The sequence below is a fragment of the Pseudomonas sp. PAMC 26793 genome (assembly GCF_000313235.1).
GTDB lineage: Bacteria > Pseudomonadota > Gammaproteobacteria > Pseudomonadales > Pseudomonadaceae > Aquipseudomonas > Aquipseudomonas yamanorum.
Genome location: NZ_AMXG01000055.1, coordinates 12,479 through 25,223, shown reverse-complemented (window position 1 = coordinate 25,223; position 12,745 = coordinate 12,479). Strand labels below are relative to the sequence as shown.

General features: G+C 59.4%; 11 protein-coding genes. 9 read left to right on the top strand and 2 right to left on the bottom strand.

The window, feature by feature from the left end; genetic code table 11:
• Nucleotides 1-2 precede the first annotated feature (2 nt).
• On the bottom strand, nucleotides 3-473 hold the full coding sequence (gene ybaK / locus D109_RS0129675) for a Cys-tRNA(Pro) deacylase (protein WP_017480119.1): 471 nt from the start codon (nucleotides 471-473) through the stop codon (nucleotides 3-5).
• A gap of 359 nt (nucleotides 474-832) precedes the next feature.
• On the opposite strand from ybaK, the gene D109_RS0129670 reads away from it, so the two are divergent.
• The 4 genes from D109_RS0129670 to glpD all read left to right on the top strand — a co-directional run bounded on the left by D109_RS0129670 (nucleotide 833) and on the right by glpD (nucleotide 5,836).
• A complete protein-coding gene (locus tag D109_RS0129670) occupies nucleotides 833-1,687 on the top strand; it encodes an MIP/aquaporin family protein (RefSeq protein WP_026078302.1) in 855 nt (284 codons plus the stop codon).
• A gap of 81 nt (nucleotides 1,688-1,768) precedes the next feature.
• Nucleotides 1,769-3,274 carry a glycerol kinase GlpK gene (gene glpK, locus D109_RS0129665; RefSeq protein ID WP_017480117.1) on the top strand — a complete coding sequence of 502 codons (1,506 nt, stop codon included), beginning with the start codon at nucleotides 1,769-1,771 and terminating at the stop codon, nucleotides 3,272-3,274.
• A 94-nt stretch (nucleotides 3,275-3,368) separates the two neighbouring features.
• Nucleotides 3,369-4,124 (top strand): DeoR/GlpR family transcriptional regulator, encoded by a 756-nt coding sequence (locus D109_RS0129660; RefSeq protein WP_003208723.1) that lies wholly within the window; start codon nucleotides 3,369-3,371, stop codon nucleotides 4,122-4,124.
• 173 nt (nucleotides 4,125-4,297) lie between these two features.
• Entirely contained in the window at nucleotides 4,298-5,836 is a 1,539-nt protein-coding gene (gene glpD / locus D109_RS0129655) for a glycerol-3-phosphate dehydrogenase (protein ID WP_017480116.1), read from the top strand.
• A gap of 49 nt (nucleotides 5,837-5,885) precedes the next feature.
• Here the strand turns inward: glpD and D109_RS0129650 are convergent, their stop codons facing one another.
• The gene (locus D109_RS0129650; RefSeq protein WP_017480115.1) at nucleotides 5,886-6,608 is read right to left on the bottom strand and encodes a tetratricopeptide repeat protein; all 723 of its coding nucleotides are present in this window, start codon (nucleotides 6,606-6,608) and stop codon (nucleotides 5,886-5,888) included.
• Between the two features lie 125 nt (nucleotides 6,609-6,733).
• Between D109_RS0129650 and D109_RS0129645 the strand changes: the two genes are divergently transcribed.
• The 5 genes from D109_RS0129645 (at nucleotide 6,734) to D109_RS0129625 (ending at nucleotide 12,665) form a co-directional block, all read left to right on the top strand.
• Nucleotides 6,734-9,058, top strand: a complete 2,325-nt coding sequence (locus D109_RS0129645) for a TonB-dependent siderophore receptor (RefSeq protein ID WP_017480114.1) — start codon at nucleotides 6,734-6,736, stop codon at nucleotides 9,056-9,058.
• A 336-nt stretch (nucleotides 9,059-9,394) separates the two neighbouring features.
• On the top strand, nucleotides 9,395-10,321 hold the full coding sequence (locus D109_RS0129640; protein ID WP_017480113.1) for a glutamate/aspartate ABC transporter substrate-binding protein: 927 nt from the start codon (nucleotides 9,395-9,397) through the stop codon (nucleotides 10,319-10,321).
• A gap of 195 nt (nucleotides 10,322-10,516) precedes the next feature.
• Complete coding sequence (locus D109_RS0129635; protein WP_017480112.1) at nucleotides 10,517-11,263, top strand: amino acid ABC transporter permease; 747 nt, start codon at nucleotides 10,517-10,519, stop codon at nucleotides 11,261-11,263.
• On the top strand, nucleotides 11,263-11,934 hold the full coding sequence (locus tag D109_RS0129630; protein ID WP_017480111.1) for an amino acid ABC transporter permease: 672 nt from the start codon (nucleotides 11,263-11,265) through the stop codon (nucleotides 11,932-11,934). Before D109_RS0129635 ends, D109_RS0129630 begins: the two co-directional genes overlap by 1 nt.
• A complete protein-coding gene (locus tag D109_RS0129625) occupies nucleotides 11,931-12,665 on the top strand; it encodes an amino acid ABC transporter ATP-binding protein (protein WP_003231449.1) in 735 nt (244 codons plus the stop codon). Before D109_RS0129630 ends, D109_RS0129625 begins: the two co-directional genes overlap by 4 nt.
• The last annotated feature ends 80 nt before the right edge of the window (nucleotides 12,666-12,745 follow it).

Genomic DNA, 12,745 nt, shown 5'->3' with positions numbered 1-12,745 from the left:
CATCACACCCGGCCAATTTCCGCGAACTTGGCCTGGGTGTGCTCGGCCAGCACCGCTGCTGCCAACTCCACCTCAAGCCCCCTTCTTCCCGCACTGATAAAAATTGTCGGAAACGACTGCGCCGTCACATCGACAAAGGTGCGCAGGCGTTTCTTCTGCCCCAGCGGGCTGATGCCGCCCAGCAAGTAACCGGTGGCCCGCTGCGCCGCGGCCGGGTCCGCCATCTCGACCTTTTTCACCCCCGCCGCGTGTGCCAACGCCTTTAAATCCAAACTTCCGACGACCGGCACAACGGCCACCAGCAGTTCAGCTTTTTCACTGCTGGCCAGCAAGGTCTTGAACACCTGTGCGGGATCAAGCCCCAACTTTTCCGCGGCCTCCAGACCATAAGAGGCTGCCTTGGGGTCATGTTCGTAACTGTGGATTCGATGTTCGGCGCGAACTTTTTTCAACAGGTCCAATGCGGGCGTCATGAGGGCTCCAGGCTTGGCAAAACGGTGAAAAAACAGATGGCCAATTCTAGGCCAACATCAAGCAAAAGGCTCTAGTCCGAAGCCCTCTGCCACGAGTCCGCGCGCTCCTTTCCTGCAACTCCCCGCGCCCACGGCGCGATCATTCACCACACCAATAATTACAAAATGACCGATCGTTCACTTTCGACCTTTGACAGCCGTCATTCTTGTCTATATTTTTTCGTTTACGAATACTGTAGGAATAGCGCTACGGATTCGCAGCAGTAAGCCGCGAAGAGGATGGGGATCCTCGCCACGGTGAATATCGCAGCTTGCCGTTGCGGCAAAACGCCAGACAACAACAAAAACAGAGGTTTTCCATGACAACTGCTCTTCAACAGCCTTCACTCTCAAGCCAATGCATGGCCGAATTCCTGGGCACTGCGTTGTTGATCTTCTTCGGTACCGGATGTGTTGCTGCCCTCAAGGTCGCGGGCGCCAGCTTTGGCTTGTGGGAAATCAGTATCATCTGGGGGATCGGCGTCAGCATGGCGATCTACCTGAGCGCCGGTATTTCCGGAGCGCACCTCAATCCAGCCGTCAGTATCGCCCTGTGCATTTTTGCCGATTTCGAAAAGCGCAAACTGCCGTTCTACATCATCGCCCAGGTCGCCGGCGCCTTCTGCTCGGCAGCGTTGGTTTACACGCTCTACAGCAACCTGTTTTTCGATTACGAACAAACCCACCACATGATTCGTGGCACCCAGGCCAGCCTGGAATTGGCGTCAGTGTTCTCCACCTACCCACATCCGCTGCTGGGCACAGCCCAGGCGTTCCTGGTGGAAGTGGTCATCACCGCGATCCTGATGGGCGTGATCATGGCACTGACCGATGACAACAACGGCCTGCCCCGTGGCCCATTGGCGCCGCTGCTGATTGGTTTGCTGATCGCCGTGATCGGCAGCGCCATGGGCCCGCTGACCGGCTTTGCGATGAACCCGGCCCGTGACTTCGGTCCCAAGCTGATGACCTTTTTCGCCGGTTGGGGTGAAATGGCCTTCACCGGCGGGCGCGACATTCCTTACTTCCTGATTCCGATCTTTGCACCGATTGTCGGTGCCTGCCTCGGTGCTGCCGCGTATCGCGGGCTGATTGCCCGTCATCTGCCCACCGCAGCACCTGCTACAACTGATGCAACCGAAGCGGCCGCCAGCGGCAAAACCCGTACTTCCTGATGCGATAGCCTGGGCCGCACTGCCCTTTTGCGGTCCAGGCTGTTTACTTGACTCCCCTATTCTCCGTCCAAGGCAATCGACATGACCGACATTCAGAATAAGAACTACATCATTGCCCTCGATCAGGGCACCACCAGTTCCCGGGCGATCATCTTTGATCGTGACGCCAACGTGGTCTGCACCGCCCAGCGTGAATTCACCCAGCATTACCCGCAAGCCGGCTGGGTTGAACATGACCCGATGGAAATTTTCGCCACCCAGAGCGCGGTGATGGTCGAGGCCCTGGCACAAGCCGGCCTGCACCATGACCAGGTCGCGGCCATCGGTATCACCAACCAGCGTGAAACCACTGTGGTCTGGGACAAAGTCACCGGCCGGCCGATCTACAACGCGATCGTCTGGCAATGCCGCCGCAGCACCGAGATCTGCCAGCAGCTCAAGCGCGACGGCCATGAGCAATACATCAATGACACCACTGGCCTGGTCACCGACCCGTACTTCTCCGGCACCAAGCTCAAGTGGATCCTCGACAACGTCGAAGGCAGCCGCGAACGTGCACGTAACGGCGAGCTGCTGTTCGGCACCATCGACAGCTGGCTGATCTGGAAATTTACCGGCGGCAAAACCCACGTCACCGATTACACCAACGCCTCGCGCACCATGCTCTTCAACATCCACACCCTCGAGTGGGATTCGAAGATGCTGGAGATTCTCGACGTGCCGCGGGAAATGCTGCCGGAAGTGAAGTCCTCCTCGGAAATCTACGGTCGCACCAAAAGCGGTATCGCCATCGGCGGTATTGCCGGTGACCAGCAGGCGGCGCTGTTCGGCCAAATGTGCGTAGAACCGGGCCAGGCGAAAAACACCTACGGCACCGGCTGCTTCCTGCTGATGAACACCGGCGACAAGGCCGTGAAGTCCAAGCACGGCATGCTCACCACCATTGCTTGCGGCCCCCGTGGCGAAGTGGCCTACGCCCTGGAAGGTGCCGTATTCAACGGTGGGTCCACGGTGCAGTGGCTGCGTGACGAGCTGAAGATCATCGCCGACGCTACCGATACCGAATACTTCGCCGGCAAGGTCAAGGACAGCAACGGCGTGTACCTGGTACCGGCCTTCACCGGCCTGGGCGCGCCCTACTGGGACCCGTATGCCCGTGGCGCGCTGTTCGGCCTGACCCGTGGCGTACGTGTGGATCACATCATTCGTGCCGCCCTGGAGTCGATTGCCTATCAAACCCGCGACGTACTCGACGCGATGCAGCAGGATTCCGGCGAACGCCTCAAATCCCTGCGGGTAGACGGTGGTGCAGTCGCCAACAACTTCCTGATGCAGTTCCAGGCCGACATCCTCGGCACCCAGGTTGAGCGCCCGCAAATGCGCGAAACCACCGCATTGGGCGCCGCCTACCTGGCTGGCCTGGCGTGCGGCTTCTGGGGCAGCCTGGACGAATTGCGTGGCAAGGCCGTGATCGAGCGCCAATTCGAACCGCAACTGGAAGAAGCGACGAAGGAAAAACTCTACGCCGGCTGGCAGAAAGCGGTCAGCCGCACCCGCGATTGGGAACCCCACGAAGGCGCTGAATAAGCCAAGCGCTGGACCCACATAGGGTTGTAACTGGCAGGGAGCAGATTCCTGCGTCATCATGGGCCACTTTTTACGGCAGCCCAAAGGACGCACCATGAATCTGCCTCCCCGCCAGCAACAAATCCTCGAACTGGTTCGCGAACGCGGCTATGTGAGTATCGAGGAAATGGCGCAGCTCTTTGTTGTCACCCCGCAAACCATCCGCCGCGATATCAATCAACTGGCGGAAGCCAATCTGTTGCGCCGCTACCACGGCGGCGCAGCCTATGATTCCAGCGTTGAAAACACTGCGTACGCCATGCGTGCCGACCAGATGCGCGACGAGAAACAGCGCATCGGCGAAGCCATCGCCGCGCAAATCCCCGATCACGCCTCGCTGTTTATCAACATCGGTACCACCACCGAATCCATTGCCCGGGCGCTGCTTAACCACAGCCACCTGAAAATCATTACCAATAACCTCAACGTCGCCATGATGCTGAGTGCCAAAGACGACTTCGACGTACTCCTGACCGGCGGCAACGTGCGCCGTGACGGCGGCGTGGTAGGCCAGGCCAGTGTCGACTTTATCAACCAGTTCAAGGTCGATTTTGCCTTGGTGGGCATCAGCGGTATCGATGAAGACGGCAGCCTGTTGGACTTCGATTATCAGGAAGTACGGGTTTCCCAGGCGATCATTGCCAATGCGCGCAAGGTGATTCTGGCGGCGGACTCCAGCAAATTCGGGCGCAACGCCATGATTCGCCTGGGACCGATCAGTTTGATTGATTGTTTAGTCACCGATCAGCAGCCGGTCCCGGCACTGGTGCAGTTGCTGAATCAGCACAAGATTCGGCTGGAAGTGGTGTAAGCCTATACAGGGGGTGTCCTGCCCCCTGATGTTCACAAATTTTCTTTTCTTCGCCCTTCGATCAGTATTTTCAATCGAAGCGGGGTGGCTGTGCCTGCGTTTATGCGCTACCATTTTCGCAAATGAACATTTATGTTCGAATTCCAATACGAAAAAGATTGCGAGGCCAGCCGATGAACCCTTCTACCTTGCCTGCCCCACCGCTTGCCGAAGTCTATGACGTCGCCGTTATCGGTGGCGGGATCAATGGCGTCGGCATTGCAGCAGACGCAGCCGGTCGCGGTTTGTCGGTATTCCTTTGCGAAAAGGACGACTTGGCCAGCCACACCTCCTCCGCCAGCAGCAAGCTGATCCATGGTGGCCTGCGTTACCTCGAGCACTACGAATTCCGCCTGGTGCGCGAAGCCCTGGCTGAACGTGAGGTGCTGTTGGCCAAGGCCCCGCACATCGTCAAGCAGATGCGCTTTGTATTGCCACACCGCCCGCACCTGCGTCCGGCGTGGATGATTCGTGCCGGCCTGTTCCTGTATGACCACCTGGGCAAGCGGGAAAAACTCGAAGGCTCCAAGAGCCTCAAGTTCGGCCCCGACAGCCCGCTGAAAAGCGAAATCACCAAGGGCTTCGAATACTCCGATTGCTGGGTCGACGACGCCCGCCTCGTATTACTCAACGCCATGGCCGCGCGGGAAAAGGGTGCACATATCCATACTCAGACCCGTTGCGTCAGCGCGCAACGCAGCAAAGGCCTGTGGGAAATGAACATGGAACGCGCCGACGGCAGCCTGTTCTCGATCCGCGCCCGGGCACTGGTGAACGCAGCCGGCCCATGGGTCGCCAAGTTCATCAAGGATGACTTGAAGCTGGATTCGCCTTACGGCATCCGCCTGATCCAGGGCAGCCACCTGATCGTGCCGAAGCTGTATGAAGGCGCCCACGCGCACATCCTGCAGAACGAAGACCAGCGCATCGTCTTCACCATTCCGTACCTGAATCACCTGACCATCATCGGCACCACCGACCGCGAATACACCGGCGACCCGGCGAAAGTGGCGATTACCGAAGGTGAAACCGACTACATGCTCAACGTGGTCAACGCGCACTTCAAGAAGCAGCTGAGCCGCGATGACATCGTCCACACCTATTCCGGCGTGCGCCCGCTGTGCAACGATGAATCCGACAACCCGTCGGCCGTGACCCGCGACTACACCCTGGCGCTGTCGGGCACCTCGGGTGAGGCGCCGTTGCTCTCGGTGTTCGGCGGCAAGCTGACCACCTACCGCAAACTGGCTGAATCGGCCATGGCGCAATTGGCACCGTACTTCACGCAGATGCGCCCAAGCTGGACAGCCACGGCCACCCTGCCCGGCGGCGAAAACATGAGCACGCCAGAAGCCCTGGCCGATGCGATTCGCAGCAAGTACGACTGGGTGCCAAGCGAGATTGCCCGCCGTTGGTCCACCACTTACGGCAGCCGCACCTGGCGTCTGCTGGAAGGCGTGCAATCGCTGGCGGACATGGGCGACCACCTCGGTGGCGGCCTGTACACCCGCGAAGTCGACTACCTGTGCGCTGAAGAATGGGCCACGCAGCCCCAGGACATCCTGTGGCGCCGCAGCAAGCTGGGCCTGTTCACTACGCCAGAGGAACAGGAAAACGTGCAGCGTTACCTGTCCAAGGTTGAGCACAATCGCGGCAAAATCGAAGCCGCTTGATCGACCCGCTGTAAAAAAGCCCCTGCACCGAAAGGTACAGGGGCTTTTTTCATGCCTGGAGATGGCGCTGATACCGCAGGCCCATTTCACGAATACCGGAGAAGGCAGAGCTCACCAGCACCGGATAGGCCGCCTGCAGAAAACCCGGTGTAGCCGTCGCGAGTGCCCGCTCCAGCCATAGGCAGGCCTGCTTCTCGTCGCCATCTTGCACCAGCTCCGCGGCGTGGTTGTATTGCCCACGGAAATCCCCGGCCTCGGCTGAGCGCTGATACCAATGCCGCGCCAGCTGAACATCCTTGGGCACTACAACGCCTTCATGGTGGAATCGCCCCAGCAAGTTCATCGACTTGGCGTGCCCCTTTGCCGCTGCCTGGCAGAACAACTCATACGCCGCGACAAGATCCTGCCCTACATCCCGACCGCGGGTCAGCAACTGGCCATAGTTATACAAGCCCCAATCCAGCCCCAGATCGGCAGCCTTGCGGTAATGCTGCGCCGCATCGACCACGTCAATTTCGCACCCCCAGCCATTCTCCAGGCAGCGTCCGATCATGTTGATCGCCATGGGGTGGCGCTGCCGTGCGGCAATGCGAAACCAGCTCAGCGCCAGCGCCTCATCCTTCTGCACGCCCCGGCCGTCAAGCAGCAGCTGGGCCAGGGTCGCCTGTGCATCGGCATCACCCAGTTGCGCGGCATGCATCACCCACCGCACATAGGCGCGCGGATTTTCACCGATGTCGGACGGCTCGCTGCCTGGCTGCGCAATCTGCATTACTGCCCCGAGTAGCGATCAAGGACCGCAAAAAGTTTCATGATTTATTTGGTTACAAAGTATTACATTTGAGATCACTTATCAATTACGATCGAATCTCACTAACACCAACAAGAGATAACTCAATGACTACCGGGATCAGTTCTGCCCCCCTTTCATCGCGGCATTTGCTCGCGTCGGCAGTGGGTTTGGCAGTGGCTGCGCAAGGAGGATTCAGTTATGCGGCGGATACCGCACCAGATGACAACACAGGCGTCATTCAGCTAGGCGCGACCAGCATCGAAGGTCAGGCCCCAAGCCAGAGCGTCTACAACCCTGTGGCTCCTTCATCCCCAAAGTACACCGAGGCCCTGCGCGACACGCCGCAGACCATCACGGTGGTGCCCAAGGAAGTCATTCATGACCAGAACCTGCTGACCCTGCGCGACGTGCTCAGCACCGTGCCAGGCATCACGTTCGGGGCCGGCGAAGGTGGCAGCGGGTATGGCGATAGCATCAACCTGCGCGGCTTTTCCGCCAGCGGCGACATCTACGTGGACGGCGTGCGTGACAGCGCGCAATACAGCCGCACCGACCCGTTCAACCTGGAACAGGTCGAAGTCGTCAGCGGGGCGAGCTCGGTGTACTCCGGTTCCGGTGCAGTCGGTGGCACCATCAACCTGGTGAGCAAGCAGCCAGAATTGCGCGACAAGACCACCATCAGCGCAGGCATTGGCACCGATCACTACAAACGCACCACCCTGGACTCCAACCAGACGCTCAACGACACCACGGCGTTCCGCCTGAACCTGATGGCCCACGGTAACGATGTACCGGGGCGCGACTATGAAGATTACGAACGCTGGGGCATCGCGCCGTCTATCGCCTTTGGCATGGGCACGCCAACTCGCGTCACCGTCAGTTTCGAGCACCAGAAAGACAACAACACGCCGCAATACGGCATCCCCATCTACAACGGCAAGCCCATGCCGGGGGTGGGTTGGAGCGACTACTACGGCTACCACAACATCAATGACCAACAAATCACCTCGGACTCGTTCAGCCTGAAGCTCGAACACGACTTCAACGATGCAGTGTCCGTGCGCAACTTCACCCGCGTGGAGCGGGTTCGCCAGGACCTGCGTGCCTCGGGCCCCGAGGGTGCACTGACCGGCTGCCTCGCCAGCGGTACCCAGATCACAGGCGCCCCTTGCACCGCGGGCCTGCAACCGGGCTACTTCCAGCCAAGCGGTGGCTCATTGGGCAACGAGCGCAACACCCAAAACAAAATGTTCACCAACCAGACCGACGTCACCAGCCACTTCAGCACCGGATTCATCGACCACACGCTGGTGACCGGTATCGCTATCAGCCGCGAAGAATACGAGGCAGATACCGGGAAATGGCTGACCAACAGCAACGGCAGCACAATCGTCCCGCCACCGGTCAGCTACAGCGATCCGAACTCCGAATGGACCGGCCCGGTCAACTTCACCCGGGCCGCCCACATTGACGGCGCGCTGAACAACCGCGCCGCCTATGCCTTCGACACGCTCAAGCTCAACCCGCAGTGGGAAATCAACGGCGGCCTGCGTTACGAGCACAACGCCGGCAGCTCGGTGACCAATGCCTATTCCAGCACTGGCGTTGAAACGCCCGGCACTCGCTACGGCCAGGCCGATGACCTGACGTCCTACCGCCTGGCGCTGGTCTACAAACCAGTGGAAAACGGCAGCTTCTATATTGCCTACGGCAACAGCAAGACCCCGTCCCAAGCCAGCGTCAACGGTGGTTGCTATACCCCGGCCAAAAGCTCAAGCATCGCCACCAACAACTGCGACGTCGACCCGGAAACCGCCGTCAGCTATGAGATTGGCACCAAATGGGACCTGCTCGACAATGCCCTGTCGCTGACGGGCGCGATCTTCCGCAATGACCGTACAAACTACAAAGTCGCCGACAACGACCCGAGCAACCTCAGTGGCACGCAAACCCTCGACGGCAAGGCACGCGCCGACGGTGTGGCCCTGGGCCTGAGCGGCCAGTTGACTGACCGCTGGAAGGTCTTCGCCAACTACACCTACCTGAACACCCGTGTGCTGCGCAGCGCCAGCGATTACACCCTGGCGACCACCGGCCTCGACGTGCAGAAAGGTGAGCCGCTGACCTTCACCCCCAAACATGCGGCCAGCCTCTGGACAGTGTACGACCTGCCTTACGACTTCCAGGTGGGCTACGGCATCACGGCGCAAACCAAGCAGTACCTGGTCAGCGCCGCCGGGGCACCGACTTCGCCCGGCTATGCGGTGCAACGTGCGATGCTCGGCTACAAGGTCAACAAACAGCTGAACCTGCAGTTGAACATCAACAACCTGTTCGACAAGGAGTACCTGACCCGCATCCGTAACAACGGTTGGGCGGTGCCCGGCGATGGCCGCGCAGCGGTTGTCTCGGCGGACTATACGTTCTGACCGAGCCACACCAAAAAGCCCCGGGAGCCACGCGCCCGGGGCTTTTTCATGGGCGATACAGGCTCAACCTGCCATTCGGTTTTCCGAACACCGTACCCCGACCGATTCGGTTTGCCGGACCAGAGCAGCGCAAAAACCTCGTCACACAAAGTTAATCTCGATATAAATCATATAGTTAACCTTTTATTACTGGTCTGGCACGACTCATGCTCTACACTCGTAGGCGATTGCCTGAGGCGCCTCAGGAGCCGTCATGGGCATTCGCAGCACTGTTTATATAAAAACGTGGCCGTACCAACCGGTCTCATAAAAAAAACAAATGTCGAGGAAGTATTGATGCGCATCGTTCCCCATATCTTGGGCGCAGCTATCGCTGCTGCTCTGATCAGCACTCCAGTTTTCGCCGCCGAACTCACCGGCACACTGAAGAAAATCAACGACTCCGGCACGATCACTCTCGCTCACCGCGACAGCTCCATTCCGTTTTCCTATATCGCGGATGGTTCGGGCAAACCCGTGGGCTACTCCCACGACATTCAGCTGGCTATCGTTGAAGCCCTGAAAAAAGACCTGAACAAACCCGACCTGAAGACCAAGTACAACCTGGTCACCTCGCAAACCCGTATCCCGCTGATCCAGAACGGCACCGCGGATATCGAGTGCGGCTCCACCACCAACAACGCCGAACGCGCCCAGCAGGTCGACTTCACCGTCAATATCTTCGAAATCGGTACCCGTCTGCTGGTCAAGAAAGACAAGGATGGCAAGCCGTCCTACAGCGATTTCGCCGACCTGAAAGGCAAGAACGTCGTGACCACCGCCGGCACCACGTCCGAGCGCATCATCAAGGCGATGAACGCCGACAAGCAGATGGGCATGAACGTCATCTCCGCCAAGGACCACGGCGAATCCTTCCAGATGCTGGAAAGCGGCCGCGCCGTCGCCTTCATGATGGATGACGCCCTGCTGGCCGGTGAAGAAGCCAAGGCCAAGAAGCCGGACGACTGGGTCATCACCGGTACTCCACAGTCCTTCGAAGCCTACGCGTGCATGGTTCGCAAAGACGACCCAGCCTTCAAGAAGGCCGTGGATGACGCCATCGTCGGCCTGTACAAATCCGGCGAGATCAACAAGATCTACAGCAAGTGGTTCGAGAGCCCGATTCCACCAAAAGGCCTGAACCTCAACTTCCCGATGAGCGACAAGGTGAAGGATCTGATCGCCAACCCAAGCGACAAGCCAGCGCCTGACGTAAAAACCTGATACCTGACTAAGCTTATGTCCTGAGGGGGCCAAACCTCCCTCAGGCGTCTGTTACTACCTGCTGGCTTTAATTTTGGAACACTCGACCTGGCGGTTTTCGAGCCGATCGCGTGTGCCTGGCGTTCACCGTCGGGCGGGAAAGGATCTTCCCCAAGCGGGTGCTTGTACATCGATCGATCTCGAGGGGAGACCCTAATGAATTACAACTGGGACTGGGGCGTATTCTTCAAGTCCACCGGCGTTGGCAGCGAGACTTATCTCGACTGGTACATCTCCGGATTGGGCTGGACCATCGCCATCGCCGTCGTGGCATGGATTATCGCCTTGCTGCTGGGCTCCGTACTCGGCGTCATGCGCACCGTGCCAAACCGCATCGTATCGGGCATCGCGACCTGCTACGTGGAACTGTTTCGTAACGTGCCGCTGCTGGTTCAGCTGTTCATCTGGTATTTCCTGATACCCGACATGCTGCCGCAGAACCTGCAAGACTGGTACAAACAAGACCTCAACCCGACCACCTCGGCCTACCTGAGCGTTGTCGTGTGCCTGGGCCTGTTCACCGCCGCCCGTGTATGCGAGCAAGTGCGCACCGGCATCCAGGCGTTGCCACGTGGCCAGGAATCCGCCGCGCGCGCCATGGGCTTCAAGCTGCCGCAGATCTACTGGAACGTGCTGCTGCCCCAGGCCTACCGGATCATCATTCCGCCGCTTACCTCGGAATTCCTCAACGTCTTCAAGAACTCCTCCGTGGCGTCCTTGATCGGCCTGATGGAGTTGCTGGCGCAAACCAAACAGACCGCCGAGTTCTCGGCCAACCTGTTTGAGGCCTTCACCCTGGCCACGCTGATCTACTTCACCCTGAACATGAGCCTGATGCTGCTGATGCGCGTGGTCGAGAAGAAAGTCGCCGTGCCCGGCCTGATCTCCGTGGGGGGTAAATAATGGACTTCGATTTCAGTGGCATCATCCCCGCCATCCCGGGCCTGTGGAACGGTATGGTCATGACCTTGCAGTTGATGGTCATGGGCGTGGTCGGCGGCATCATCATCGGCACCATCCTCGCGCTGATGCGCTTGTCTTCCAACAAGCTGCTGTCGCGCCTGGCCGGCGCCTATGTGAACTACTTCCGCTCGATCCCGCTGCTGTTGGTGATCACCTGGTTCTACCTGGCGGTACCGTTCGTGCTGCGCTGGATCACCGGCGAAGACACGCCCATCGGTGCGTTCACCTCCTGCGTCGTGGCCTTCATGATGTTCGAGGCGGCGTACTTCTGCGAAATCGTGCGGGCCGGCGTGCAGTCGATCCCCAAGGGCCAGATGGCCGCCGCGCAGGCCATGGGCATGACCTACGGCCAGACCATGCGCCTGATCATCCTGCCCCAGGCGTTCCGCAAGATGACCCCGTTGCTGCTGCAACAGTCGATCATCCTGTTCCAGGACACCTCGCTGGTCTACACCGTGGGCCTGGTGGATTTCCTCAATTCCGCCCGCTCCAACGGCGACATCATCGGCCGCTCCAATGAGTTCCTGATCTTCGCCGGTGTCGTCTACTTCATCATCAGCTTTTCCGCCTCGCTGCTGGTCAAGCGTCTGCAAAAAAGGTTTGCCGTATGATCTCTATCAAGAACATCAACAAGTGGTATGGCGACTTCCAGGTGCTGACCGATTGCAGCACCGAGGTTAAAAAAGGCGAAGTGATCGTGGTGTGCGGGCCGTCCGGCTCGGGCAAATCCACCCTGATCAAGTGCGTCAACGCCCTGGAGCCGTTCCAGAAAGGCGACGTGGTCGTCGACGGCACCTCCATCGCCGACCCGAAGACCAACCTGCCGAAACTGCGCTCGCGCGTCGGCATGGTGTTCCAGCACTTCGAGCTGTTTCCGCACCTGACCATCACCGAAAACCTGACCATCGCGCAGATCAAGGTGCTGGGCCGCAGCAAGGAAGAAGCCACCCAGAAGGGCCTGCAACTGCTGGAGCGCGTCGGCCTGTCGGCTCACGCCCACAAGCACCCGGGCCAGCTTTCCGGCGGCCAGCAGCAGCGTGTGGCGATTGCCCGTGCGCTGGCGATGGACCCGATCGTCATGCTGTTCGACGAACCGACCTCGGCCCTCGACCCGGAAATGGTCAACGAAGTACTCGACGTGATGGTGCAACTGGCCCAGGAAGGCATGACCATGATGTGCGTGACCCACGAAATGGGTTTCGCCCGCAAGGTAGCCGACCGGGTGATCTTCATGGACGCCGGCAAGATCATCGAAGACTGCCCGAAAGAGGAATTCTTCGGCGACATCAGCGCCCGCTCCGAGCGTGCGCAGCACTTCCTTGAGAAAATCCTGCAGCACTAAAAAGCCGCAGCTCACTGCTCTTCTGTAGGAGCGAGCTTGCTCGCGAAAGACGTCAACGATAACGCGATCATCCTGGATGA

Coding starts and splice junctions, on each gene's coding strand:
- glpK (WP_017480117.1), top strand. CDS start 1,769: ATGACCGACATTCAGAATAAGAACTACATCATTGCCCTCGATCAGGGC.
- D109_RS0129625 (WP_003231449.1), top strand. CDS start 11,931: ATGATCTCTATCAAGAACATCAACAAGTGGTATGGCGACTTCCAGGTG.
- D109_RS0129630 (WP_017480111.1), top strand. CDS start 11,263: ATGGACTTCGATTTCAGTGGCATCATCCCCGCCATCCCGGGCCTGTGG.
- D109_RS0129635 (WP_017480112.1), top strand. CDS start 10,517: ATGAATTACAACTGGGACTGGGGCGTATTCTTCAAGTCCACCGGCGTT.
- D109_RS0129640 (WP_017480113.1), top strand. CDS start 9,395: ATGCGCATCGTTCCCCATATCTTGGGCGCAGCTATCGCTGCTGCTCTG.
- glpD (WP_017480116.1), top strand. CDS start 4,298: ATGAACCCTTCTACCTTGCCTGCCCCACCGCTTGCCGAAGTCTATGAC.
- ybaK (WP_017480119.1), bottom strand. CDS start 473: ATGACGCCCGCATTGGACCTGTTGAAAAAAGTTCGCGCCGAACATCGA.
- D109_RS0129670 (WP_026078302.1), top strand. CDS start 833: ATGACAACTGCTCTTCAACAGCCTTCACTCTCAAGCCAATGCATGGCC.
- D109_RS0129650 (WP_017480115.1), bottom strand. CDS start 6,608: ATGCAGATTGCGCAGCCAGGCAGCGAGCCGTCCGACATCGGTGAAAAT.
- D109_RS0129645 (WP_017480114.1), top strand. CDS start 6,734: ATGACTACCGGGATCAGTTCTGCCCCCCTTTCATCGCGGCATTTGCTC.
- D109_RS0129660 (WP_003208723.1), top strand. CDS start 3,369: ATGAATCTGCCTCCCCGCCAGCAACAAATCCTCGAACTGGTTCGCGAA.